Source organism: Saccharopolyspora dendranthemae (assembly GCF_007829955.1).
In the GTDB taxonomy this organism is placed as follows: Bacteria; Actinomycetota; Actinomycetes; order Mycobacteriales; family Pseudonocardiaceae; genus Saccharopolyspora; species Saccharopolyspora dendranthemae.
Window position 1 is genome coordinate 1,031,104 of the sequence record NZ_VIWX01000001.1, and the last position, 23,965, is coordinate 1,055,068.

Consider the following 23,965-nt stretch of genomic DNA (forward strand, 5'->3'; position numbering starts at 1 on the left):
GGGGTGTCTCCGCAGGTCACACCCGCGTGAAACGGTCCCCGAACGCACACCGTTCGAGAGCCTGTTCTATGATGGAAGTTGATCTTGAACTGATCAACGTTCTTTCGCTGAGCGGAAATGGCGGTCCCGTCGTGTCCCATCCGAACCCCCGGCGCCCCCACCGCTCCAGACCGGACGCGGCCGTGGCCTGATGTCGCCGGATCAGCCGGCCGAGCCATCGGGAGCACCGCTGCGGTCGTAGCCGTCGTAGTACTCGCCGGAGTCGGAGTCGTAGGTCTGCTCGTGGTACTGCTCGTGCCCCAGCCCACCTCGGAGGAGAGCGCTCTCGGGCTTGGTCACGTTCGCCGCGCGGTCCATGTCGTCGGCGTGGCGTCCGTTGTAGCCGGCGTTCTGCGCCCAGTCCTGGGCTCGTTTGCCGACGCCTTCGGTGACCGCCTGGCCGGCTTCGTCGGCGCCGTGGCTCCAGCGCAGGCCGGTTCCTGCCAGGTTCTCCGAACCGCGGCCGAGCGCGCCGGCGGCGTCGGACGTGCGGCTTGCGGCCGAGCCGAGGCCGTCGGAGGCGCGTGCCGTGCCGCTGGCGGCGGTGCCCAGGGCATCAGCGCTCGCCGAAGCACGGCTTCCGGCCGAGAGCAGATCACCTGCCGCTGCCGGCGCGGTCGAAGCCGCTTTGGTCCCGGCTGCGGTCAGGTCCGCGCCGACCTTGGCGCCGACCTGCGCCATGTCGTCGAGGACGCGCGCCAGCATGGCTCCGGCCTTGCCGAGCTTGGCCAGCAGCTGGCTGATCTTCGCGGTGATCTTGGCGATGGTCATGCCCACGCGCCCGGCGGCGTAGGCGAGGTAGCCGGCGACCGTGGCGCCGAAGCTGACCACCGATCCGGCCAGGGCCGCCAGAGCACCTTTGACCAGCTCGGCGACGATCGCGGCGATGATGTCGCGGACGATGGCCCGGCAGGTCGCGACCATGGTTCCCGCGGTGGCGATCGTCGCCGAGGCGCTGCCCGCGCTCATCGCCATGCTCTGCAGTCCCTCGGTGTACTGCTGGACCTGCTGGGAGTAGGCGTCCTTGGCCTGACCCGACCAGCTGCTGGTCTGCTGCTCGGCCTGGCCGGGGAATTCGGCGGCGAGCCCTTCCAGGTCGGCCTTGATCTCCAGCCAGGTGTCGGCCCCCGCCTTGATGGCGTTCGGGTCACCGGCGAGGAAGTCGAGCAGTTCGCGCAGCGGCGCGAGGTGTTCCATGAGCCAGCCGACGCCCGCGGCCAGCGCGGTGCCGACCGGATCGATCGCGGTCACCAGGCCGTCGAGCGCGAGAACCCCTGCGCTGGCGGCGAAATCACCCCAGTCGCCCTGGCTGATGGCGTTGGCCGTGGCTCGGGCGGAGTCCACCGGTCCCGCACCTGCGCTCCAGGCGCTCGATCCCAGCGACGGGGACTCGGTGTCGACGAACATCGAAGACATCTGGCTCACCACTCGATCTTGCCCAGGCAGGAGGCCTGGTCGTCGTCATCGGCCGTGTAGGACGTGGCGCACTCGCCGACGGCCTGACCGAGCTTGTCGGTGCGCTCGGAGAAGGTGTTGAGCTGGTCGACGGCCTGTTGCGAGGTCGTGCGCGCCTGCGTGGCGAACGCCTGCCCCACGAGTCCGAAGGACTCCGGGCCGAAGTCGACCGCGTCGCCCTTGCTGGCGGCCTGGGAGATCTTGCCCGCGAGCTCGGAGAGGTAACTCGCGTGGGAGGTCAGCGCCTGCGGCTGAACCCTCATCTGCGTCATGCCGGGCCTCCTGGTCAGCGCAGGAACGTCTGCGGGGGTTCGTCGTCGAGGTCGTCGTTCGCGGGCCGCGGCGGGCTCTGCTCGGCAGCGTCCGGGTCGGCGGGAAGCTGGGTGCGCAGGAAGTCGAGCCCGGTGCTGCCGGCCACGGGTTCCACGGTGTCCACGACGCGCCCGGCGACCTTGGCCTGCGCTTGCCCCGCGAGCTGCAGGATCGCGTCCTTCAGCCGGTCAGGGCCGCGCTGCAGGGCCCGCTTGTCGATGTGCAGGTCGGTGAGCGCCCCGTTGGCGCTTACCGTCACTGTGACGGCACCGTCCGGCTCGGACGCGGTCTCGCTCATCTCCTGCAGGCTCTGCTGGATCTCCTGCGACTGCCGGACCATCTCGTCGGCGCGCGCCTGCATCGATGCCAGCCATTGCTCTGGCGACTGTTCCACCACAACCCCTTTCACGTTCAGCGCTAGGACGTGGCGGGAGCGCGTCCAGTTCCATCGGATTGTCCGCGATGTCGGGGTGCGACCAGCAGCAGCCGCTGGCCGAGGGCGACGAGGGCCAGCGGGATCGCCGCGGCGCCGAGGACGCCGAGCCAGTTGCCGAATCCCATGACGAGGACGAACAGGGCCCCGACGGCCCCGATCCAGCGCAGCGCGCTCCCCGCGCGCTCGCATCGCGCCCGGCGCTCGGGGGAGATCAGGGGCGGTTGTTCGAAGCCGTGACGTCGCCGGTTGATTCCGAGGACGACCGCGGTCGCGAGCACGAGGTGACCGAGCAGGAGCGTGATCACCGCCGAGCCCGGGAGCACGGCGGGCGCGGCCGTGGCCAGGCCGCCCGCGATCAGCAGCGCCCAGCCGGCCGGGAGGACCAGCGGCTGCCACAGCTGCAGGCGGGCCGTCTTGCGTCGCCCGGTCCACTGGTCGGCGAGCGGCGAGGCCGGCCGTGGCAGCTCGACGCCCATGATGGCGACTCCGAGCAGCGGAACCAGCAGCCCCCAACCCGTTCCGGCGAAGGGCTTCGGGAGCTCGGCGGTGACCATGTGGCCGGAGTTGTCGACCTCGCGCCACGCGACCGGCACCGGCTCGGTCCGGTTGCGCGGGGTCAGCTCGGAGTGCTTGAAGGAGGACGTCTCGCGGCTGCCGTCGTCCCAGGTGATCGCGGCGTCGCACCGCCAGTACCAGCCGAGCCCGGACAACCCCACGGGGCCGACGTGTTCGCAGCGCGTGGCCAGTGCCGTTCCCCGCTGGGTGACGACGCCGTCGGAGGCCAGCGCTCCCGATGCGGCGAAGACCGTGTAGCACAGCGCGAGCGCCACGAGCCGCACGCCGACCTGCCACGCGACGTACGCGGCCCGTTCGATCCTCGACGACACCGCTCCCCCGCCGCGCCGCATCAGCCGGCTCCGGGTGCCCGAAAGCGCTGCTCAGTCACGCCGCTTGGCGGTGGCGAAGCGCCACACGAGGAAGACGACCCCGACCGCGATCGCGATGTGGGGCCCGTAATCGGGGACGTTGATGAAGACCACTGCCAGCAGGAGCAGCAGGGCGATGCCGACCAGCCCGGTTCGCCAATCGCGATATCCGGGCCGGTTCCTGCGCTCGTCCCCATCGGCCACGGATCCGGCCCTCCCCAACGATGTTCCAGAGTGCGGCCCGAACCTAGCAGGCCGATGACGAGCTCTTCCCGGACGCGAAGCCGGGTGCGACGCAGCCCCGGGCGTGGTGCCCGGGGCTGCGGGCGAACTACAGCGTCTTGGTCAGGTCTTGGACGCGTCCGGCCATCCGCTGGCGGTCGATGGGCGCGATGGTGGTCCACGCTTCGCCGCTGCGGTGGCTGTTCTCGATCATGTACCAGCCCTTGGCGTTGGCGAAGAAGTTGGTGACCATCGGCGCCCGGTGCCGCTTGCCGGCTCCGTCCATGACCGCGTAGCCGATCTGCGCGTAGGCGTTGCGCGCCCCACCGGCCATCTCCACGAGGGTTTTCGCCTCGTCGCGCCGAACGCCTTGTCGCGCAAGCCCTTCGGCCATCTCGCGGTCGTTGCTCGCGGACTTCGAGGCTGCTTCCATCGCCGAGCTGCGCAGCGACACACCGCGCCCGGGACCGGCCTTGACGTCGTCGGGCAGCACGCTCAGCAGCGCCCGCACCATGGAGTCGGCGGGCAGCGTCTGGACGGTCACGGAGTCCTCGGTGAGCACCGCGAGCGTGGCGTGACCTCGGGTGCAGGCGACCATGCCTGCGACGATGCGCTGTCCGCCGTCGGGCTTGCGCTCCCGGAAGTTGATGTCGAAGGCGCGCTCGTAGCGGGTGAGCGGCAGCAGGGCGCCCTGGATGTCCTCTTCCCGCATCTCGTTGCCGAAGCCGAGTCCGTTGAGCTCTCCACGAGCGCGGGCCTCGACCTGGCGGCGCTCGGATTCGAGGATGCCGTCGGGCAGGACGTTGAGCACGAGCGGCTTGGTGCCGAGGTTGAAGTGCTTCCACGCCTCGTGGAAGCCTTGCTTCGACAGCTCGATCTTCACCGGTTCTCCCCAGCCAGTAAGTGTGGACGGCACAGCCCCTAGTTCGTCCACGAATTGATCCGAGTTGTTCACTGCACGATCCAGTCCTCAGCCGTTCGGAAGCCCTTGACGCACGGCCGTCCCCCACAGTTCGAGCACTGATCGTCCGTGATGTTGCAAGAGCTAGTGGGCGGCACCGAAGCGGTGCCGCCCACTAGCCGTTCTGCGCTTTCGAGCACTTACCGCTGGTTGTCCCAGTCGCCGAAGACCGGCGGGGCCACCCTAGGCAGGTCCTCGTCGAAGACGCCCTGGTCGCCGACGAGGTAGTCGGGGGTCTCGTGCTCGAGGTCGTCTTCGCCTTCCTGACCTCGGCCGCGCGCCCCCGCGCCCGCACCGGCACCAGCACCGCCGCGGCCACCGGCACCGCCGGCGCCGGCGCCACCAGCACCGGAGGCTCCACCGAGACCGCCCATGCCCGAGCGGCCACCAGCGCCCATACCGGGACCACCGGCACCGGCACGACCACCGGCACCGACGCCACCGCGACCACCGGCACCCGCACCGGCACCACCGCGACCGCCACCAGCACCGCCGGCACCACCGCGACCAGCACCAGCACCAGTACCGGGTCCACTGACGCCAAGACCGCCACCGGGCATGCCCGGAGTCCCAGGTCCGCCAGGAACGCGACCAGCGCCACCGGGGTTCTGGTTCGTACCGCCACCGCCAGGCGTGTTCGCCCAAGCAGTACCGGTCGTGTTGCCCTGGTAGTTGCCGAGCGTCGGACCGTTACCGCCACCGGCCGGACCAGCAGTGGAGCCGGTACCACCGGTACCGCCAGCCCACGCGCTGGAAGTCGAAGACGGAGACGGCGAACCAGCACCACCAACACTGGGGCCGGGGTTGCTGCTCACGCCACCGTCCGGCTGAGCGACCGCAGGCGGCGCTTCGAACTGCGCGCTACCGGAGACGTTGCTCTGGGTCGAGTCCTGGTAGGTGCTGAACGCCTGAACAGCATCCTGGCGCAGCTTCTCGTTGTGAGCCTTGGCGTCCTCGGCATCCGTGGAGCCGGTCGTCAGGGAGTCCCAGGTTTCTTCGATCCACATGTCATCCGGAACGTCCTGCTCTTCGCCCTTGGCCGGGATCGAAGTCTGGACCTTCTTGAACGCCTCGCCCTGAGCCGTCATCTGCTCGGACTGGAGCTTCGCGCTGTCCGCGGTGATCTCGGTCCACAGAACGACCGGCGTGGCCTGGTCCTTCATGGCCTCACCGGACTCGGCCTGCATGAACGCACCAACGGACTTCAGCTTGTCCTCAAGCCGAGTCCTCAAGTCACGCATGTACTCATCTTCAGAGTTCCACAACGTGGACTGCTCGTATAGCGCCTCAGCACCTGAGCCGCCCTGGACCCAGTTGCGCATCTGCGTCAGCTGCGCGCCCTCAAAGCTCGCAGGTTCCAGATGTCTGTTGTCGGTCACCGCCTACCCCCTTAGGCATTCGGAAGATTCTGAACGACGGCTTCGGCGACCTTCTGCATGACGTCGCAGCCGTTGACCCCTTGGTCCCTTGACAAGCCGTACGCCATGACAGAGCCCTGGTCTGAGACGTCGACGACGACTGAACAGTTCCGACCACTTACCTCGGCTTTCGCTGCCGGGTAGCCAGCGACAGTGATCGGCTGCGTGCCGGGCTTGGACTGCACAAACTGCTGCAGAGTCTGCTTGGTGTTAACCGCAACGAAGGCGTTCCACCCCGACTGCGTACCCGAATCGCCAGAAACGAACGAACAGCCCGGCATGCCATTCGACTCCCTCGCCTCGGGAGGCTGATTCGCTCCCAACGCCTGCTGCTGTTCCGGAGTCAACACGCCGCACGCGTCAGCGACCTGCAACGACTTGGCCGGGGCAGTACGGGAAGAGCTCGGCGGTGCCGGGGCCTCAGTCGGAGCGTCGCTCGGAGGCCCAGGAGTGGCACCGCCACCCGAGCACCCCGCGAGCACGACGCTCGCGAAGACCGCACCCACGGTGAGCCCTTTACGCAAGATTCCTCCTAGAACACTCAAGACTTGAAGCTGAGAGAAGCTGTGTCGTCGTCTGTCCGCACCTGCTGTGCACTTTGACGCAACGCATTGGCCGCATCCTTGAAGACAACAGCAAGCTTCGCGTAGTTCTCCATGTAGGCGTTCGGCGCACCCGCGCCGACCTGCCCAAAGGTCGTGGCCGCACCTGTGCTGACCGGGTCGGTTCCAGCCGCCGGAACTTCTGCGAGCAGCGTGATGTCAGCTTCTCGCTTTTCCAGCCTGTCCGCCTCGTCTTCGAAGAAGCGGGCGAGCTCGTCGACCTTGTCTGGCTGGATCCGCATAGACCCGCCAGCGGCCTGCGCCGCGGCGTATGCCTGCTTGTCTGCGATGCGGCCGATGGTCTCGCCGATCTGGCCCCACACGTTCGGAAACATCAGGCTGCGCCTCCCTCGCTACTCACGCTGAACTCCCCTTGTCCACGTGCCGTCGCGATGAGGGCGACGGACATCCACTTGCCAGCGTGGCAAACGGTAGCGCACAGGTCCACGCGCGTGTAGCGAAGTTGGTCAAAACAGGAACCGGCAACCGAGTGAAATGGATCTCAGATCGCCTACCAGGACTTCCCAAATACTTGATCTTGTGCCGAAGCCCCTAAGGACCCCTATCGAACCCTCAGCAGCGAGGGGCCTCCCCCGGTACCGAAGTGGTCATCCCGGAGACCTTGCACGAAGGCCGACCAAGCCCGTTGACCGAACCTGAGGTGCTGACCAGTGGGATCCTTCGAGTCACGCGTGTGCACATCGCCGCACGAGAAGGCGACCTCCACGCAGTTCACATCGTTGGCGCTCCAAGAGCTCTTGCGCCACTGAAGCGGTTTAGATTCTGTCGCAGCCACCGATTCACCCCTCGCCGTTCAAACGAGCCCGTCCGCGATATCCGTCATCAGGGCTATCGAATCCTCCTCAGGCAACGCGACCTCGTGCAACCGCCGAAGGGCTTCTCGCGCCACTGCTACGTACTGGGGTTCCTCCAGGAACGCACTGCTACCCCGGTTCTCCATGCAGACGAGGCTGGGATGGCTGTCGAAGTCGAAAACCACGAATGGCCCGGCCAAACCAGGGTGTGCTCCGAGCCCGGTAGGAACGACGCGAACTGTGATGTTGTCCTGCCGAGCTGCGGAAACGAGGTGCCGTATCTGCTGGTACATCACTGCCGTGTCGCCAATCGGGCGTTCAAGTGTCGCCTGCTCGATCAATGCCTCGAACCGCGGAGCGTTCGCCCTGTTCAAGACCGTTTGTCGACTCAATCGCGACGACACCAACGTCTCAACCTCAGCGATGTTCAGGTCTGGATCAATCCCGCTCACCAACGCGGCGGCGTACCTGGCGGTTTGCAACAAGCCGGGGACCAACACTGTCTCGTAGTTGAAGATGGCGACTGCTTCTCGCTCAAAGCGAATCGCTTCTTCCCACAACGCGGGTAGCCGTCCTTCCTGCACTTGCCACCAGTTGGGCATCGCAGCGTTGCGAACAAGCTCCAACAGCTCTTCCCGCCGCTGCGCTGGAACGCGGTAGAGCCCGAGCAGCGCCGACACGTCGTCGGCCTGCAGCCCGCGCTGTCCGGACTCCATCCGCGACAGCTTGCTCATGGACATCCCCAGAGCCCCGGCAACCTCCTCAGCCCCAAGGCCGCTGCGCAGCCGAAGCTCCCGCAGCTCACTCGAAACGCGCCGCACCCGCACCGGCACACCCACGCGACCGCTCATCCGTCCTCCCGCTCTGTCGGCAACGCGATCACGATCGGCACTTGCCAAACGGGCACGTAAGAGGAACGGGATTGATTCAGCCAGCAGGTACAACGAGGCGAACCCAACAGTTTCAGCAATCACTCCTGGTGACGACCACGGCTTCCTTACGATGCTGCCGATACCGGGGGCGAATGCGAGGGGGAGACTTCCGTGCCGAATCAGCCGGGCTGGAACCAGCACTGGGGCCAGGGCCAGCAGCAACCACAGAGCTGGCAAGGCCAACAGCAGGGTTGGCCGGGACAACAGCAGCAGGGCTGGCAGGGGCCTCCGCAGCAGCACTGGGGACCGCAGCCCCAGCCACCGAAGCGGAAGAAGAAGTGGCCCCGCGTCGTCCTCGCCGTCGTCGGCGTGCTGCTCGTCGCCTTCTTGACCCGGTTCGCCTTCGTCGCCGTCGAGATCGAGAACAAGAAGGAAGCCGAGGACACCAGCGCACCGGAAGTCGAGCAGCGCGACCACGAAGTCGCTCTTGCCCAGGTACCAGGCACGGGAACGCCTGGCAGCTACGGCGGCACGCCGATGTTCGACGCGTGCGAGTTCGTTCCGCTGGATGCGATGGACAATCTGGGCTTGACCCCGACGCCGGAAATGGCGGTGCTGCACAACTACTTCGACGGAGACGTCCCACCGGACCGGACCGTCGAAGAGGACACGCTCGCACCGGGCGTGTGCGGCTACGTGTTCCCCAACCAGTCCGGGGTGACCATCGAGGTGTACCAGCCCCCGTACTCCGCTCCTGACCGGATGGTCCGAGCACAGCCCAGCCCCGAGGACGGGCCGATCACGCAGGACCGCGGCTTCAACGTGCAGAACTACTACGACGAGACGAACAACTGGTGGGACGTGCGAGTCGCCCGCCCAGACCTGGTCGTCCGGGCAACGGTGGAGGGCCCGCGCGACAACAACGGCGCGCGCAGCAAATCCGGGCTGGAGGGCAAGCCCATCGCAGACGCCCTCATCCAACCGATGCTGGCGAAGGCCGCCGCAGGCCCGACACCCCACCGGCAGTACGAGTTCACCGGCCGCTACGCCGGCCAGAAGGACGCCTGCGAGGTCTTCTCCGCACCAGCCGTCGAGTCCGTCCTGCACAAACCGGTCAAGCCCCAAGCCTTCGCCAACTACTTCGCCGGTGACTCCGTCATGAACGAGTTCGACCAGTCGGTGTCCTATCGAGTGCAGACCAAGTGCAGCCGCAAAACCCTCACCGAAGGCGGCATGATCGGCGAAGGCAAGGGCCAAGCCAAGATCACCCTCAGCACTTGGCAGGACGAAAAGGGCGCGAGCACCCGCCAAACCGCCCTATGCCGCGACACGATCATGGGCGTGAAGCCAGTTCCGGTGCCACTCCAAATCGGCGACGGCCCGGTCTGCGCCACGCAACACGGCCCGAACGCAATTCTCCTGAACTTCAAGGTCGGCAGGGCGACAGCCGAGATCTCCGTCAGCGACGCTCTCCCCGACCCGCTCCAAGAAGCCCAACGCCTCGAACCCCTCGCCCAAGAAGTAGCAGCACAACTCGCGAAGTGACCAACCGCGGGCAGGTTCCCGAGGCGATCGACAGACGAATGGCCTGCGGAAACCTGCCCGCGTTGGTGACGCCTCACCAGTCGCTAGCGCTCCAGGAGGTGGCCGATTTCGTCCCAGCGCTTCCTGCGCGCATCGATGGCCTTGAACACCGCTACCGCGAACAGCAGCAGCACGATCACCGCGATGGCAAGCGCAATGGGTTTACCACGACTTCCCGGCTCGTCGAACGAGTTCAGCGCCACGGCGAACGCGAAGAAACCCACGAATCCGTGGAGGAACGCCAACCCGAACTGCCGGTTGAACTTCTTGGACCACACCTTGTGCCGTTCACGAGCCCAGTTGAGCTCTTGGTGCGACAAACCCGCTTTCGGCACGAACGGCCCATCACTGGCAGACAGAGTCGTCGTCCGGGGGTAAGCCAGAACTAGCATGCGCCCCGCGGAGTTCGGGATGTTGCTGACGACGTTGTACCCGGCAGCCTTGACCGCTGTCCCGACGTCCGACAACGACAGAGCCGCGTATTGGGACGTGTCGAGGTTGTAGGTGCCCTGGACGTCCAGCTCGACCGCCCCGAGCTCGGCCTCAAGCCGACGAAGCGAATCAGCCCTGTCCAGCACTCTCCCGGCTCCCCACCGAGCTCAAGTCGAAGCGCAGCACCCACGCCGCGTCCCCGAGATCTTCGTCCCGATACGCCCAGCCGTACTTGCGAAGCAGAGCGATGATCTCCGGCTTCGGGATCTCCCGGTAATCCAACCAGTCGATCTCCAGAACCTCCGACCTCGTCCGGGATTCACTCGCCTCACGATCAAGCCGCGAAACTTGCTTGTCACGGCGCTTGGCACGGACGCCACGCGGGGTCCCCAAGGCAGTCGAAACAGAAACCACGACGAGAAGAATCAGGGACGGGATGAAGACTGACAGTCCGATCGTCTTGGCCAGTTCCGGCGACATTTCAGTGCGCCCCCTTCGTTCTCGGCCGGGCGAACCGCAACACACGACTGCCGTTCGTGCTCGTCTCAAGGACGAACCGGTACCCCTTCGACAAGGCGATTTCCTTGATCATGTGGTCTGTCAACGGATGCGCCCGCCACACGGTGACGTCCACGGTGCCATCACCGGGGCCACGACCAGCCAACTCACGCCTAACAGATTCAGCGCCACGTCCCGCACGTTGAAAACGCGAGAGCACTCGCTCAGAAGCCACCCACAGCAACACCGCCGCGAACAGCAACAGGCCAATTAGAGTGCCCAAGTTCATTCCTCCTGGTCTTCCGTCCGCTACAAGCCAGCGAGCAGGTCACCGATCGTGGGTTCCGCCGGGTCTGTGAACGCGACACTACGTGCGATCCCGTCCAAGATTTTGACGTAGTGGTGCCAGTCTTCCACTGCTTCGCTCGATACCCCCACGATGACCAGTCGCTCGTTATCCGGGTGAGCGAACATCACCTGGGCCTGACGAACCCGATGCGTGTTCTCGTCGAGTTCACCGGTCAGCGTTGCGGGTAGCGTGACCGCGACCTCTTCACCGACCACCAGCGCTTCTCCGGCAGGGTACTCAGCAAAACCGACTTCCCGGCGTTTCCCTGGCTGCTTGAGAGCGCCCGCCAACGCATGCAAGGGACGGCTTGCCGAAAGATTCGCCTCTTGAACCAAGATGCTGAACTGAGCCGAGGTCAGCCGACTCGGATCAGCCTCCGAACGCGCGAGACAATGGCCGATGAAGACAGCCCCACTGCTCAGGAGCTGCGTCAGCATCTCTTCTTGCAGGTAGACGACGTGAACCCGTTCAGCAGGCGATGAGCCGCGCATCACGGTGGACACGTTCGCGTACGAACGCCGGACTCGATCTTCAGCAGGTTCGGCGAGATCCACCTCGTGAAGCTGCTCGGGAATCTTGAACCAAAGCGGAACTGGAGTCGTGGATGCAGCATCCAACATGCTAGTCATCCTCATTTCACCGCAATTCCGCTGAGGATCCCACTAGCGAAGCCACTGGCGTTCTTAGCGTCGGTCGTATTCTGATCATTCGCGAAGAGACCTGCACCGGAAGGCACCTGCAAACCGACCGTTGTTCCACCTTGCAGTGCGCCTGCCACTGACCTCTGCATTCCTTCTGATGCCGTAGGCCCCAACGCCTTCTCTGCGACCCAGTTGAACGCCATTGCTGGCTTCTGCGCATCATGAAACACCTCTTGCGCGACCGTGCGTCCTCCCTTCAGCGCTGCTTCACTCGCCGATTCGGCCATGCCGGCAACACCGGTTGCTCGAGTCACATCGACCATGCGATCCGCGCCCGCGACAACGTCGCCTGCCACGTCGAACCCCTTGCTGACCGCGCCAACTCCAGGCAGCAGGCCCAAGACGTCCCCACTGACCGAAACCCAAGCATTCTCATCATCGAACTTCTCGTTCACGACCATGTCGGCACCATGAGCGGCCAGCGCCACACCACCCGCGATCAGAGCGATCGGGCCGGCGAACGGCGCGAGCACTGGAATGAACGCCAACGCACCAGCGACCGCAGATACGATCCCCGCGATATCACCGATGTCCCCCAAGTGGTCCTTGAACCACTTCCCGGTGTCGCTCCACATCTCGGAGAACGAATCAGCGAACGCCTTGTTCGGGGCCTTCTGCGCAGCTTCGTTGAGCTTGTCGGCGCAGGCTCGGGCGTCGTCCTCCCACGTGTCTTGGAGATCGCCCGCCTTGCGGCGGATGGACTCGACCTCGTCCCAAGCATCGTTCGCCGCGTTGATCTTCTGGACCGCCGCGTCGTGCAACTCGGGATCGTCCGCCTGCTGCTGAGCCGCGCTGCGCGCGCCTTCAGCGGCCTTGGTCTTCGCCTCGTAGTCCTGCAAGGCTCGGCGGGCTTGATCTTCCAGTCGTGCCGCTTCGCGCTGGTGATCTTGGAGGCGATCGCCCCAGGCCGTAAGGGCTTTGCTCGCGATCTTCAGGGACTCCTGCGCATCGTCGAGATACTTGGGCAATTCGCCGAGGCTGTCCGCGAACGCCTTGGCGGCTTCTCCCTGCCACACGTCCTTCTGGTTCTTCACCGACACCAGAACTTCGTGGGCTTCTCGCGAGTAGGTCGCGGTATCTCCGAGCTGCCTGGAAACCGACCGCACCTCGGCCACGTTTCCGCGCGCGGGATCAAACCCGAGCGACGGGTACTTCCCCTCGGTCATCGAGTACCCCCACTCGCGCTGTTCCCTTCGCCGGCGCTTTCGCCGCCCGACATCTTCTGCAGGCTTTCAGCGATCTTGCTGTCGAGCTCCGCGTACGTCTGCCTGGAGGCGTCCAGCGCGCCCTTGACCTGATCTACGGCTTCACGAAGCTTGTCCAGCCCCTCTTCCCAGTCAGCACGGAAGTCAGCACATGCCTCGTCGAGTTCTGCCGGCCCGAGCGAGCCGGTGCCCAGGTCCTTGATCCGCTTGGTCGCGCCTTCGATGTTCTCGGTGGTGCGGTCCAGGTTCTTGCTCAACGCATCCAGACCACCGACGTCGACCGTGAAGTCAGGCACTCCTCGTCCCCCAGCGACAGCATTCGTCAGCAAGCCGCCGAGCAACCTACCTGGGATGGAGAGCAACGTGGGGTTTTCCATCGGGAGGCGACGGAAGTCACCCCGAACCACCGGAAGCGCGCTGCACCCCCTCGCCCCTCTCAGAGCGGGGCAACGTTCACCTGAATGCTCGGCCCAGATTTGATAGAGACAACGCCATGACTGCCCCACAATCGCGATACCCCAGCTGTGCGCTCTGCGGAGGTACTTTCGTCGGCGGTATGCGCATGACCAGCCAGTACAAGACCGGAGTGCACCCGTACCGAAAGCGGTTGTGGGCCAATCCGCTCTCCACCCTCAGTGCCGTCGTGTGCCTGGGATGCGGACACACGAAACTGTTCGCCGACGAACTCAACCGACTCCGCTTCGAAGCAGAGCAGCATCCCGAGCACTTCGACTGGTAACGACGTCCAAGCCCGCGAAGCCTCACGACATCGACAGATCCGGACGGCGTCCTCCACCAGTTCCAGGGCCTGGGGCCTGGGGCCTGGGGCCTGGACACGCCCTGACCTGGACGTCACCGAGGCGGGAGGATCCCTGGTGCGCTCAGGGCCAAGCGGTGGTTGATCTACCCGAGCCCGCGCAACTGAGGATTCCCCGTCTCCAGCACAAACCCAGCAAGAGCAACGGACCCCCGATGGCTTACCTCAGCACGAGAAGGCCACCGTAGACGCACGTGGTTCGTCCACACTCGGTGCTTCCCCTGCGAGCCACAAGCCCTTGAAATAGCCAAGAGTCGTCCAGACACCCGCGAATAGAACGAAGCTCCCCGGCTCAGGCTTGTTCGCATCACACCAAGCCAGCGCCTCCCGCACATCGCAATCACGCAACAGCCGAGAGCTCATCACGGCCCTCGTCGCGCCGCCGCTGGAGTCCAACGACCAGGACCACAGCTCCACCATGAACGTGGGGGCATCCAGCCGCTCACACACATCGCGGTCGTCGAAACCGAGTACGTCCATCGCTCAATGATGGACCACACTGAAGCTCAGCTTCGGACGAAGTAAGCGAGGCGGTGATCCGAAGCTGCAAATTCGGACCCGTCGTGACAAATGTGCAGCATCACCCGATTGGACTAAACCTCCTGCTCGCAATCGGACCTCTCCCGTCGTGTACGGAAACCTAGCTCTGCACCACCCGAACGACCTCCGTCAAAGCCGCCCACATGATCCAGGCACTGGCATGGTCCGCGCCGCTGGGGAAACTTGCGTGCTGACGAGCTCCACAAGGCGGCTGAGGCGACTCGCTGAGCGGCCGCGCAGGCCAAGGGAGCGAAGTGGAGCAGCGATGCCGACGCGTGCGATCGAGCCGCTACCCCGCAGCCGGCTCGTCGGGGAGGTTCAGCACGGCCATCCCGCCGAGCTGCTCCGCGATCACGCAGGGGTCGGGGCCGCGATCCCCGGGCGTTACCTTCGTGCCGTTGGCCACCAGGAACCCTCGATCTGAGATGTCCGCGATCAGCGTGCAGTCCATGCCGTTCCGGAAGGTCTTGCCCGGATAGCCCTTGAGATCGGAGGAACCGGTCGGTTCGGCGCGTCGATTGAGCTCAGCTTTGTAGCTGACGTGGCCGTTCAGAGCGACGGCGGCGGACCACACCTGATCATCGTCCGAGGTCCCCTGGTACTCGCAGCCCCACATCCCGCTGACGTCGCGTTCACGCGGTGGTTGATCGACCCCGAACCCGCGCAACTCCTGCTCGTCGAGGACGGCGCACTTCTCAGCCACCTCCGTCACCTTCGCCGGACCGGCTCTCGACACGGATGCCGGCGATTCGCTCACCTGCGGCCGTGGTTGCACCTCAGACCCTCCGCACGCCACAGCGAGAAGGCCGAGAACTGCTAGAAGAACTGCGAAAACCGTGCGCTTCAACTCCTACCCTCATCAGAACCACCAGTCGGCAACATCGCGGGTGCACCGCGTCTCCCCACCAGGGTCATCACCTCGGAAGGGAGACAAAGACTAGCCGCGTCCACCCCATCCCCGTGCCGAATCCATCAAAGAGGCACCCCTCGGCCAACGTGCGTGTCTCATGCCACGGATCGCTCGCTTCAGCCTTCGACGATCGACCTGGTTGTTACTCTCCAGCCGCCTACGACCGCATTGATTGGGTGAGCAGACGTGGCAGACGGCTATCGGGTCAACATGGAGAAGCTGACTCGGCTGGTGAATGATCTCGATCGAGCCGCCGACGACATCACCGATGCCAACAACAAGTTCGGCAACGCGAGCGGACGCGACCTGGGCAGCCCCGGTATCGACAACGCTGCCGAGGACTTCCGAAACCGCTGGCAGGACGGGATCACGAAGATCGCCGAGGGTGCCAAGAAGACCAGCGACGCCCTGGACGGGGCGCGATCGACCTACGCCAAGATCGAGAACGAGGCTGCGTCTCTCGTCGCCGAGGCAGCAGAGGAGCCTCCACCGCAGCAGGCAGCCAGCGCCTCCGCTCAGCCATCCCGCATCGAGCAGCGCCTCAACGGCTAGACCGCGTACAGCCCACCGGCACGAAGCATGCACGTTAGGACCCGCACGTGACAGGACCGTCTGCCTACCCGGTGCTCGGATTCGACCCGGCTCCGGGCACCGTGGCCACCGTCGAGTCGGTGGCCACCGACTACCAGCACATCTCGACCAAGATGGGCGAAGCTCACGAGGCGCTGACCAAGATCGGCCGCCAAGACGGGATGTGGCAGGGCCAAGCTGCCGAGGCCTTCGCCGGTACCATCGGCGAGCTGCCCAAGTACCTGGAGCAGGCTCACCGCTCCCTCGGTGACGCGGCCAGAACGCTTTCCGGCTGGTCAGGGCAGCTGACCTCGCTCCAGCAAAGAGCCCGGGACTACGAAGCTCAGGCCTCCTCCGCACAGCAACGCGTCCGAGAGGCCGAGTCCAACCCGAACTTCGCACTGATCGGCCAGAACTTCCCCGATCAGGCTTCTCTGCAACAGGCGCAGAGCAAAATCGACACCGCCCAGTCCCAGCTCAGCCAGGCCAACGCAGACCTGGAAACCATCCGGGAGCAAGCCCAACGGCTCCTGCACCAGCACGACGACCTCGCCAAAGCAGTCGAAGACGCGCTTCGACGTGCTGCGGAAGAAGCACCCGACGCCCCCAGCCTTCTCGATCGCCTGACTTCCATGCTGGAAGACCTGGGTCAGGGGATCAGCGACGCTGCGGGCAAGGCCTGGCAATGGATCCAGGACAACGCCGACACGATCAACAAGGTCGGCGACGTGCTCAGCACCGCCGGTACCGTGCTGAGCGTCGTAGCCGCAGCCACGTGCTGGATCCCCGGCGTCAACGCGGTCACCACGGCCGCAGCAGTTGGCGTCAGCGCGGCAGCCGTCGGCACACACGCACTGGCCAAGGCAGCAGGCGCGAAGGTCTCCTGGTCGACCATGGCCTTCGACGCCATCGGCGTGATCCCGGGCGCAGGCGCCGCGAAGGGCGCGCTCGGCGCGGCCAAGGTATTGCCGAAGGCAGCCAAAGCCGGTTCAACCGCGGCGAAGTTCGCCGAGAGCGGGAAGCTCGCAGCAGGCGCTGAGGCGGCAGGAAAGACCTTCAACCGCGCAGGGTCTCAGGCGATCGGCAAAGGCGCGACCCTCGCCGAGAAAGGAATCAAGCTGTTCGATCGCGAGGCAGGTCTCGCGATCAACTCCTGGAAGACCGGAGAAACAAACTTTCGTGGCGCAGAGAAGGTTCTGCACACCGCACAAGACGGCACCGCGATCGCGGCTGGTGCCGGTGTGCTCACAGCGAGGCAGGGCGCATTCATGGTCGGTAAATGGGAAGCGCAGCCATACGTCGAGCAGGGCGAGAATGCCGTAAAAAACGCCGCCGGCAATGCTGCGAACGGCTTCCACAGCGCGCTTGCCGGGCGGTGACCGCTGATGACCTCGCACGCAGACCCGTCGCCATCTCGTGGATTTCACATCAGTTTGCCTGATGCGTTCACAGCACTTCCACTCGACGACGTCGAGGCTTCAACTGATGGTGGAGAGCTAACCAGCAGCATTGCCAAACAATTTGGTATGACACCTGATGACGACAATGCGGTAGCGGCAGCCAGCGCTTTCGCTCAGCTCGGATCGCTCATCGGCGACGGCGGAATCGACTACGCTGCGATGGCCTTCTACAAGTCTCCCGACGACCCGCTACGCCCCATCATGGTCACGCTCGCAGGGATCTCGATGCCGTCGAACCACCACACCGCGCGCGAGGCGATCAATAACCTCGTCGAGCTCCACAGCTCGTCTGGGGCGGATGCTGTCGAGGAGTTGCGACTCCCCTCCGGCCCGGCCGTGGCGACGGTTCTCGAGGAGCACAATGCTCTGATCGTGAATGGCGAACCAAACCACATCCTCACTCGCCAGCTCTCTGCGTGGGTTCCGGACCGAGATGGGACGACGATCGGGGTAGTCTCGGTGATCACCAACTCGTTCCAGGACTGGGAGCGGGTCTGCGTCCTTGGCCTCGAAATCTTCGACACCTTCGGATGGGAGCCGCTCAGCGGTTGACATGGCACGAGAAGCTGAGAACACGACTTCCACTGAACACGCACGCGAGTTGGTGCGCCAGAAGGCGGGGAATCTCACTCGCGAGCCCACTTCCGCGGTCCAACTCCTCGTTCGCAAGGTCGTCTACGACGTACCAGGCCGTAGACGCAATGGGACGCCTCAGGCCACAGGGGCAAGACGAGTACTGCGCACGATCCTGATGACACCGGTGCTCATCGTCTACATTCCGATCGCCTTGGTGGTCAGCTACCTCGCTGACGCCGGAATCCAGCTTCACTCGCGTCAAACCGGTCGCGTCTTCCTACGCGGACAGCGCGACTGCTCGGGGCTGCTGTTCGCTGATGCGATCCGCGAAGCGGGCGGTAATGTGTGGCTGGCTTGGTCGAAATCCCAGGTCACACTCCTGACGATCGGCGAGCACGAGCCCCAGGTGTTGTGGCGTTCACCCGCCCAACAGCGACCTGCGCTGAAGGTCGCCAAGACCAACCTCCGCTGGCCGGACGGCTCGTCCGTCGAGTTCTCCCTCAGCTCCGAGGAGAGAACTCGCGTCGTCGAGCGCAACGGCACGCCTTGAACCACGACTCGCATCGGAGCCCTGGCCTGTCAAGGCACGCCCACGACTCGATGAGAACTGGCGGGCTCTCTCGCGTCGATCGCGGCGAACGTTGGGCATCGTTAGAACGCCGTCCACATCGCCGAGATTCGTTCAGCGTGGCGCGTCCCAGACCATCACTTGCTGGTGGACGCGCGCTCCCCGGAATCGAGAACCGGGGATGAGCGGGGTCGGGCCGTGCTTGGTGAAGCCCGACTTCTCGAAGAAGCGGATGGCCCTGGCGTTCTCGGCCTGGGTGCCGAGGTAGCAGCCCGGCTTCCCGGCTTCGGTCACCTTCGCCTGCCACTGCCGCATGAGCTCCTGAGCGGCACCGGTACCGCGGGCTCGCGGTTCGACGTTGATGTGCAGGTGAGCGGGCCAGCGCGGATCGACGAAGGGCTTCGACGTCGGCACGCGGCGAATCCGAGCCCCGACCACGTCGAGCGTGCTGCGGGCGAAGAACGCCAACGGGCCTGGACGCAGCAGCAAGCGGTGCTCGCGGATCGTGCGGGAGATCAGCTCGTCAGTGCCGGGGAACTCGGTCTCGTCGAGACATCCGGCCAGATACCCGGCCGGCGTCCCGTCCTGGAAAGCCACCAGCAGGACGCCCTGATCCAGATAAGGATCCAGGTAGATCGCGGCCTCGGACGGCGAATGCCCCCACAGCGACTCGCTCGGAGCACCCTCCCCCGCACGCGCGAAGAGCTCCCGAAGCGCCTCCCGCTCCTCCACCCGCGCAACCCGAACCTCGGCCACAACGCCACCTCCACCGGAGACGGTACTAAGGCCATGCCGGGTCTGGAGGACGAATGCAGAGGCATCCTGCGCTCACCTGCCATCGTGGAGCACGATGAGGGAAGCCAGACCAAAAAACGCGGCTACCTGACATGACCCAAGATTTCAACGGCGGCGGAACTCAGATGCGAGTGACTTGCGCATCACCGTCCCCATCGAACAGTCGAGGGTTTCAACAGGGCGACTTGTGCGCTTTCGCCCTCACGAAACTCCGTCACCTTAAACTACCTAGGCACCGACCGTGGCTCCGTCCGTCTTCGGCGAGCAGGACGATCGGCATTTGTTGAAGTCTTCTTCGGCCAGTTGGCCGCGACCAGGTGGAGAGATGGGACTTTTCGACGGGCTCCGTGGCATCAAGCGCCCCACCGAAGGCGTACGACCCCGCCCGGCATCCGACGTGCGAACCGCGCTGCTTGCGCTCAACAGCGATGACACCCCGGTCCTCGTGCGTGATGGTGTTCGGGAAGGCGTTGACCTAGTGGCGGAGTGGAAGATCGCGCTACCACAGTGGCATGGCTTCTTCGGCTCGGTGACCACCACCAACCGGACGCTAATGCGCTTCGACGGCGAACACAACGAGCTTCGTTCCGTTGACGAGCAGTTTCGCGTGACATGGGCAGGCGGAAAGCCCCATATCGTTCTCGCGAAACAGGCGCAGCGCGGGCAGATCAACAAAGTGGAGACCAAGTCCGCCCTGGTCCGCAACGATGCGGGCAAACTCGTTCTTCAACGGGAACGGACCTTCTCCTCGAAAGAGCTCAAGGAACCTCTGCAGGCCACTGCGGTCGGCATGGGCTGGGTGTGGCGCGGAGTTTCATTCGGGAAGCTTTGAGCGACATCCGCTGTTGCTCTCGGAATTTCGGAGATTTCGCAACGTGCCTGATGGCATCAACGTCAATGCGGAGGAATTGAGCAGAACGGCCACGCTCCCAGGGTTCACCACCAGCATCACCATCGATGGGCATGGACACAACACCACTCATTGCGAACGACTCGATCGAGCAGCCCACCCAGAGCCCCTTAGGCCAATTGAGCGTTTCTGATGGATATCGGGATAGAACGGCCCAAAGCCCCGGCAAGGTCTGCTCGTGGAGCCACCACTCGGCTCCGGCCGGCCGCGTGAAAATCCTGGGAGGCGCGCTGGCCCTGAAGGATCACGAAATCTGGGGAGATGACGCTATGAAGACGCGACAGCGATGCCTGACAGCAGCCGGAGCGGCCACGTTCGGACTGTTGCTCACGACCGTTCCAGCCCTGGCAGCATCGAGTTCAACCGGCACCGAGCAGGGCGCACGTGCTCAAACCTGCATCGGGAGCGGTCCTTCGGGAGCGATCGCCTGTTTCGAGCCGTACGGGGATCACTTCTACGTCCGGGACACGAAATCGGACGGCATTCAGCCCGGAGTTCTGTGGTCGACCGACTACCAGCGCATCGGCAGCTGTTGGTTCAACAGTCAGGACAATCCTACCGACTGCAACTACAACATGAAGGAAGGTCACACTATCGAATTCTCAGTGGTGATGCGCGACTCCCAGAGCGGCGAGATTCTCACGGAGTCGCCGAAGCGCGAAGCAACCATCTGAGTTCGCCGTGGCCAAACGTCGAAACTGCGAGGCGTCGCCTTCCGCTCGGTCCACACGCGCCTAGCACCGCGCTCGCGTGAATCGAGGCGCACCTGCCGGGGCCACGCAAACGCTGTCGGCCACGCGCAGGTGCGCCGAGTCAGGACGACACGACGTCGATGAAGCGGTTGTGCTGCAGCCGCAGGGCGCGGTCCACGCCGGAGAGCAGCGCTGCGACGATGAGCGTGACGTTCGCCCAGGTCGGCAGGTGGATCGGTGAGACGAACGTGCCGACGCGCTCGGCGATGGCCGGGCTGTGGGTGACGACCTCCGCCACGTGCAGGACATTGACCACCAGCGCTGCCAGCAGGATCACCAACGCGACCGTTCCGATCACCGCGCTCGTGCGGGGGAACCGGTCGCCGAACCTCGCGCGCAGGCCCTCCTGCGAACGGGGGTGCGGGCGCAGCACTCGTTCGCCGCCGAGGTCGGGGACGAAGTGCATGCGCTTCAACCCGAATGCGCTGATCGCGACCTCGATCACGCCACCGGGCACCGGGAACGCCGTCGGGAGGTTGGAGCGGGCGACCTGCACGCCGTCGCGGTACAGGGCCGCAGGAGGCCTGCCTTCCGCGTTGTCGTGCTGCTTCCTCGTCTTCGCGTCGGTGAGGTGCCTGACGTCGACCGCGTAGGAGCGGTTCCCCTCCGGTGAGGCGAGGTCGAGGAAGAACAACGAGCGCGAGAAGACCTGCCAGAAGCGGTAATCGCGCAGCGCGCTGCCGTCGCCGGAGCGGACCTTCGCCAGCTGCCAGCGCCGCTTGAGGATGTTGACCATGCGGGTTCCCTCTCCCCGGGGTGTGACCGAGCGTCTCCTGAGCAGTCAAAGCCATGCCCTTGGGGCAGGGTCAAGCTCAGCCACTCGTCGATCTCCCGAGTTGTTGACCGCGGAGATCGAGACCACAATCCGCTGCATGAGCTACCGGCCCCACGACCCCTACGACCGGTACGACGACGACCCGTACCGGCACGAACGCGACCACCGGCCCCGCCGGCGTCCCGGGCAGGTCGGCGACACCGTTGCTCGGATCGTGCGGATCGTCGTGTCGATCGTGCTGCTCGTGTTCGCCCTGCACGTGCTGTTCGTGGTGCTCGACGCCAACCAGGGCAACGGCTTCGTGTCGTTCATCTACACCCTCGCCCAGACCTTCGTGCTCGGCCTCGGCGACGTCTTCACCCCCGACGACGCGATGCTCGGCGTCATCCTCAACTACGCGCTCGCCGCGTTGATCTGGTGGATCGTCGGCGAGTTCATCATCAAGATCATCCGCCGCTGACGACGACCTCGGGCACGACCGCACCCAACAGCCCGCGTGGTGAAGTCGATGATCATCGCACCCGACAGAATCGGTGCAGCAACGGTCGGGTGGACGTGGCCGGTGCGTCGCACGATGGGGACATGGACGACACGACCCTGGTGACCCGCTTCCTCCGCGACGGATTCGTCAAGCTGGAGGGAGCGGTTGCGCCCCGCGTGGCAGCGGACTGCGCGCGGCTGCTGTGGCAGGAGACCGGGTGCGACCCGGACGATCCGACGACGTGGACGGAACCCGTGCATTGGGTGGGAAGCATGGCGCAGGGCCCGTTCGCCGCCGCGCCCAACTCACCAGCCCTGCACCACGCGTACGACCTGCTGACCGGCGCGGGGAGCTGGGAACCGAGGTACTCGCTCGGCACCTTCCCGCTGCGCTTCCCGCACGAGCAGGAGCACGACGACGCCGGCTGGCACATCGAGGGCAGCTACGCGGTGGAAGGCGAGACCTGGCCCTTCACCAATCTCCGCTCGCACGGCCGGGCGCTGCTCATGCTGTTCCTGTTCAGCGAAGTCGGGGAACACGACGCGCCGACCCGGATTCGGGTCGGTTCACACCTCGACGTGCCGACGGTGCTGGAACCGCACGGGGAACAGGGCGCGAGCGGACTCGCCATTGCACCGGAGCTCGTCTCGGCGTCCGACCACCGGCCACTCGCCCTCGCCACGGGGTCGCCGGGCGACGTCTTCCTGTGCCATCCGTTCCTGGTGCACGCGGCTCAGCCGCACCGAGGAACCCGGCCGCGATTCATGGCCCAGCCGCCGCTCCTGCCGAGCGCGCCGTACGAACTGGAACGAGCCGACGGCGCTCACTCACCGGTGGAGATCGCCATCCGCCGCGGCCTGGGACGGGAAACCCCCGGCCCCGTCCGCTAGAGGTGGTCCCGCAGGGGCTCGTGCGTCACCAGATCCCAGTTTTAGTCCAAACTGAGCGGACATTTCGGACATGATCATGGCTCGGTTTGGACTAAAACTGGGACTTGGCGAGCAACTTCCTCACCTGACCCGCCCTTTCCCGTGCCGTGCGGCGTCGCGGGGGTGGGCCGTTGGTGGGGCTGGATTTCAGCGATCCTGTTAGGGATGGATTTCAGCGATCCGCTGGGTTGTGGGCTTCTCGCCTGGTGGGCGGGATGCTTCCGGCTGCGCTGGAGGCGAGCAGCGTCAGCTTCTCGGCGCTGTCGGAGCCCGGGTCCGGGTGGAGGATGACCAGCGCTTGGCCCGGGCTTCCCTCGACGCCGAGGCGTTCGCGGTTGAGCACCAGGTCACCGACCTGCGGGTGGTCCACGCGCATCGGAGCCGCCGCGCACACCAGCACGTCGTGGCGGGCCCAGATGCGGCTGAAGCGGGAGCTCGCGAGGCTCAGCTCGCCGACGATCTCGATGTAGCGGGGATCATCGGTGTCGGTGCCGACGGACTTGCGGAAACCCGCGACCGCGCTCACCGAATCCCTCTCCCAGTCCGGGTAGAGAGCCTGCTCGGCGGGGTCCAGGAACATGTCGCGCAGCCGGTTGGTGCCCGGCGCGAGCCGCGGTGACAGCGCGACCGCCAGCGAGTTGGCGGCCAGCACATCGAGGTAGCGGCTCTCCACGAATGCCGGAAGGCCAAGGGATTCCAAAAGTTTCGCGGTGCTCGGGCGGACCTTCTCGCGCCCCGGCGTGCGGGTGCGCTTGGGCTTCGCCGCCGCGAGGCGCAGCAGGTACTCCGTCGCCGCGTCGTCGAGCAGCAGCACGCGCGCCAGCGACTCCAGCACCTGCACAGACGGGTTGCGGTCGCGGCCCTGCTCCAAGCGCAGGTAGTAGTCGGCGCTGATGCCCGCGAGCATCGCGACCTCCTCCCGGCGCAGTCCCGGCACGCGCCGCACACCGCTCACCGGGATCCCGGCCAGCTCCGGCGTGACGAGCTCACGACGAGCGCGCACGAACTCGCCCAGCAGGTTCTCCTCACCCATTCCTCCAGCGTAGGCGGCCGTG

The 23,965-nt window shown here is 65.6% G+C and carries 31 protein-coding genes; 10 read left to right on the forward strand and 21 right to left on the reverse strand.

The annotated features are described in order from the left end of the window. Window positions 1–201: 201 nt before the first annotated feature. The 11 genes from FHU35_RS04660 to FHU35_RS04705 form a co-directional block, all read right to left on the reverse strand. Window positions 202–1,455, reverse strand: a complete 1,254-nt coding sequence (locus tag FHU35_RS04660; protein ID WP_484336721.1) for a WXG100 family type VII secretion target — start codon at window positions 1,453–1,455, stop codon at window positions 202–204. A gap of 5 nt (window positions 1,456–1,460) precedes the next feature. Further along, window positions 1,461–1,766, reverse strand: coding sequence for a type VII secretion target (locus FHU35_RS04665; RefSeq protein WP_145737117.1), 306 nt, complete (start codon window positions 1,764–1,766; stop codon window positions 1,461–1,463). 14 nt (window positions 1,767–1,780) lie between these two features. Then, window positions 1,781–2,200: a YbaB/EbfC family nucleoid-associated protein gene (locus FHU35_RS29155; protein ID WP_186459253.1), complete on the reverse strand. Its 420-nt coding sequence runs from the start codon at window positions 2,198–2,200 to the stop codon at window positions 1,781–1,783. Between the two features lie 23 nt (window positions 2,201–2,223). Then, entirely contained in the window at window positions 2,224–3,129 is a 906-nt protein-coding gene (locus FHU35_RS29160; RefSeq protein ID WP_186459254.1) for a DUF6346 domain-containing protein, read from the reverse strand. Window positions 3,130–3,180: 51 nt separating this feature from the next. Further along, window positions 3,181–3,372 carry a hypothetical protein gene (locus tag FHU35_RS04675; protein ID WP_145737119.1) on the reverse strand — a complete coding sequence of 64 codons (192 nt, stop codon included), beginning with the start codon at window positions 3,370–3,372 and terminating at the stop codon, window positions 3,181–3,183. 127 nt (window positions 3,373–3,499) lie between these two features. Then, on the reverse strand, window positions 3,500–4,273 hold the full coding sequence (locus FHU35_RS04680) for an ESX secretion-associated protein EspG (RefSeq protein WP_145737120.1): 774 nt from the start codon (window positions 4,271–4,273) through the stop codon (window positions 3,500–3,502). 218 nt (window positions 4,274–4,491) lie between these two features. Then, window positions 4,492–5,592: a hypothetical protein gene (locus FHU35_RS04685; RefSeq protein WP_246110069.1), complete on the reverse strand. Its 1,101-nt coding sequence runs from the start codon at window positions 5,590–5,592 to the stop codon at window positions 4,492–4,494. A 149-nt stretch (window positions 5,593–5,741) separates the two neighbouring features. Beyond that, window positions 5,742–6,275: a DUF3558 domain-containing protein gene (locus tag FHU35_RS30375; RefSeq protein WP_425474112.1), complete on the reverse strand. Its 534-nt coding sequence runs from the start codon at window positions 6,273–6,275 to the stop codon at window positions 5,742–5,744. Window positions 6,276–6,310: 35 nt separating this feature from the next. Beyond that, complete coding sequence (locus FHU35_RS04695) at window positions 6,311–6,706, reverse strand: PE domain-containing protein (RefSeq protein ID WP_145737123.1); 396 nt, start codon at window positions 6,704–6,706, stop codon at window positions 6,311–6,313. Window positions 6,707–6,933: 227 nt separating this feature from the next. Then, a complete protein-coding gene (locus FHU35_RS04700) occupies window positions 6,934–7,167 on the reverse strand; it encodes a DUF397 domain-containing protein (protein WP_145737124.1) in 234 nt (77 codons plus the stop codon). An 18-nt stretch (window positions 7,168–7,185) separates the two neighbouring features. Beyond that, window positions 7,186–8,037 (reverse strand): helix-turn-helix domain-containing protein, encoded by an 852-nt coding sequence (locus FHU35_RS04705; protein WP_145737125.1) that lies wholly within the window; start codon window positions 8,035–8,037, stop codon window positions 7,186–7,188. A 192-nt stretch (window positions 8,038–8,229) separates the two neighbouring features. Here FHU35_RS04705 and FHU35_RS04710 point away from each other — a divergent pair, with 192 nt between their 5' ends. Continuing rightward, complete coding sequence (locus FHU35_RS04710; RefSeq protein ID WP_145737126.1) at window positions 8,230–9,603, forward strand: hypothetical protein; 1,374 nt, start codon at window positions 8,230–8,232, stop codon at window positions 9,601–9,603. Between the two features lie 83 nt (window positions 9,604–9,686). Here the strand turns inward: FHU35_RS04710 and FHU35_RS04715 are convergent, their stop codons facing one another. The 5 genes from FHU35_RS04715 to FHU35_RS04735 form a co-directional block, all read right to left on the reverse strand. Beyond that, the gene (locus FHU35_RS04715) at window positions 9,687–10,220 is read right to left on the reverse strand and encodes a hypothetical protein (RefSeq protein WP_145737127.1); all 534 of its coding nucleotides are present in this window, start codon (window positions 10,218–10,220) and stop codon (window positions 9,687–9,689) included. Further along, entirely contained in the window at window positions 10,204–10,554 is a 351-nt protein-coding gene (locus FHU35_RS04720) for a hypothetical protein (RefSeq protein WP_145737128.1), read from the reverse strand. The genes FHU35_RS04715 and FHU35_RS04720 overlap by 17 nt, the downstream gene beginning before the upstream one ends. Before the next feature lie 327 nt (window positions 10,555–10,881). After that, on the reverse strand, window positions 10,882–11,541 hold the full coding sequence (locus FHU35_RS04725) for a hypothetical protein (protein WP_145737129.1): 660 nt from the start codon (window positions 11,539–11,541) through the stop codon (window positions 10,882–10,884). 11 nt (window positions 11,542–11,552) lie between these two features. Further along, the gene (locus FHU35_RS04730) at window positions 11,553–12,788 is read right to left on the reverse strand and encodes a putative T7SS-secreted protein (protein ID WP_145737130.1); all 1,236 of its coding nucleotides are present in this window, start codon (window positions 12,786–12,788) and stop codon (window positions 11,553–11,555) included. Next, on the reverse strand, window positions 12,785–13,123 hold the full coding sequence (locus FHU35_RS04735) for a WXG100 family type VII secretion target (RefSeq protein WP_186459256.1): 339 nt from the start codon (window positions 13,121–13,123) through the stop codon (window positions 12,785–12,787). Before FHU35_RS04735 ends, FHU35_RS04730 begins: the two co-directional genes overlap by 4 nt. 266 nt (window positions 13,124–13,389) lie before the next feature. Between FHU35_RS04735 and FHU35_RS29165 the strand changes: the two genes are divergently transcribed. After that, entirely contained in the window at window positions 13,390–13,566 is a 177-nt protein-coding gene (locus FHU35_RS29165; protein ID WP_186459257.1) for a hypothetical protein, read from the forward strand. A 243-nt stretch (window positions 13,567–13,809) separates the two neighbouring features. Here FHU35_RS29165 and FHU35_RS04740 read toward each other — a convergent pair whose 3' ends face one another. Both FHU35_RS04740 and FHU35_RS04745 read right to left on the reverse strand, forming a co-directional pair. Then, complete coding sequence (locus FHU35_RS04740; protein WP_145737132.1) at window positions 13,810–14,124, reverse strand: hypothetical protein; 315 nt, start codon at window positions 14,122–14,124, stop codon at window positions 13,810–13,812. Between the two features lie 349 nt (window positions 14,125–14,473). Beyond that, a complete protein-coding gene (locus tag FHU35_RS04745) occupies window positions 14,474–14,980 on the reverse strand; it encodes a DUF3558 family protein (protein ID WP_281290211.1) in 507 nt (168 codons plus the stop codon). Between the two features lie 300 nt (window positions 14,981–15,280). Between FHU35_RS04745 and FHU35_RS04750 the strand changes: the two genes are divergently transcribed. The 4 genes from FHU35_RS04750 (at window position 15,281) to FHU35_RS04765 (ending at window position 18,250) form a co-directional block, all read left to right on the forward strand. Continuing rightward, on the forward strand, window positions 15,281–15,646 hold the full coding sequence (locus FHU35_RS04750; RefSeq protein ID WP_145737134.1) for a hypothetical protein: 366 nt from the start codon (window positions 15,281–15,283) through the stop codon (window positions 15,644–15,646). Between the two features lie 101 nt (window positions 15,647–15,747). Continuing rightward, window positions 15,748–17,043, forward strand: coding sequence for a putative T7SS-secreted protein (locus FHU35_RS04755; RefSeq protein WP_342788499.1), 1,296 nt, complete (start codon window positions 15,748–15,750; stop codon window positions 17,041–17,043). A gap of 6 nt (window positions 17,044–17,049) precedes the next feature. Further along, entirely contained in the window at window positions 17,050–17,676 is a 627-nt protein-coding gene (locus FHU35_RS04760; protein WP_145737136.1) for a hypothetical protein, read from the forward strand. Between the two features lie 208 nt (window positions 17,677–17,884). Continuing rightward, a complete protein-coding gene (locus tag FHU35_RS04765) occupies window positions 17,885–18,250 on the forward strand; it encodes a hypothetical protein (RefSeq protein WP_145737137.1) in 366 nt (121 codons plus the stop codon). Between the two features lie 132 nt (window positions 18,251–18,382). Here FHU35_RS04765 and FHU35_RS04770 read toward each other — a convergent pair whose 3' ends face one another. Further along, window positions 18,383–19,024 carry a GNAT family N-acetyltransferase gene (locus FHU35_RS04770; RefSeq protein WP_145737138.1) on the reverse strand — a complete coding sequence of 214 codons (642 nt, stop codon included), beginning with the start codon at window positions 19,022–19,024 and terminating at the stop codon, window positions 18,383–18,385. A gap of 364 nt (window positions 19,025–19,388) precedes the next feature. On the opposite strand from FHU35_RS04770, the gene FHU35_RS04775 reads away from it, so the two are divergent. Beyond that, window positions 19,389–19,895, forward strand: coding sequence for a hypothetical protein (locus tag FHU35_RS04775; protein WP_145737139.1), 507 nt, complete (start codon window positions 19,389–19,391; stop codon window positions 19,893–19,895). Window positions 19,896–20,020: 125 nt separating this feature from the next. Next, window positions 20,021–20,647 carry a hypothetical protein gene (locus FHU35_RS04780; RefSeq protein ID WP_145737140.1) on the forward strand — a complete coding sequence of 209 codons (627 nt, stop codon included), beginning with the start codon at window positions 20,021–20,023 and terminating at the stop codon, window positions 20,645–20,647. A 139-nt stretch (window positions 20,648–20,786) separates the two neighbouring features. On the opposite strand, the gene FHU35_RS04785 is transcribed toward FHU35_RS04780, so the two are convergent. Further along, the gene (locus tag FHU35_RS04785; RefSeq protein ID WP_145737141.1) at window positions 20,787–21,461 is read right to left on the reverse strand and encodes a hypothetical protein; all 675 of its coding nucleotides are present in this window, start codon (window positions 21,459–21,461) and stop codon (window positions 20,787–20,789) included. 136 nt (window positions 21,462–21,597) lie between these two features. Here FHU35_RS04785 and FHU35_RS04790 point away from each other — a divergent pair, with 136 nt between their 5' ends. After that, the gene (locus FHU35_RS04790) at window positions 21,598–21,960 is read left to right on the forward strand and encodes a hypothetical protein (protein WP_246110071.1); all 363 of its coding nucleotides are present in this window, start codon (window positions 21,598–21,600) and stop codon (window positions 21,958–21,960) included. A gap of 122 nt (window positions 21,961–22,082) precedes the next feature. Further along, window positions 22,083–22,871, forward strand: a complete 789-nt coding sequence (locus FHU35_RS04795; RefSeq protein WP_145737142.1) for a phytanoyl-CoA dioxygenase family protein — start codon at window positions 22,083–22,085, stop codon at window positions 22,869–22,871. A 211-nt stretch (window positions 22,872–23,082) separates the two neighbouring features. Here the strand turns inward: FHU35_RS04795 and FHU35_RS04800 are convergent, their stop codons facing one another. Continuing rightward, window positions 23,083–23,943: a helix-turn-helix domain-containing protein gene (locus tag FHU35_RS04800; RefSeq protein WP_145737143.1), complete on the reverse strand. Its 861-nt coding sequence runs from the start codon at window positions 23,941–23,943 to the stop codon at window positions 23,083–23,085. Window positions 23,944–23,965: the final 22 nt, after the last annotated feature.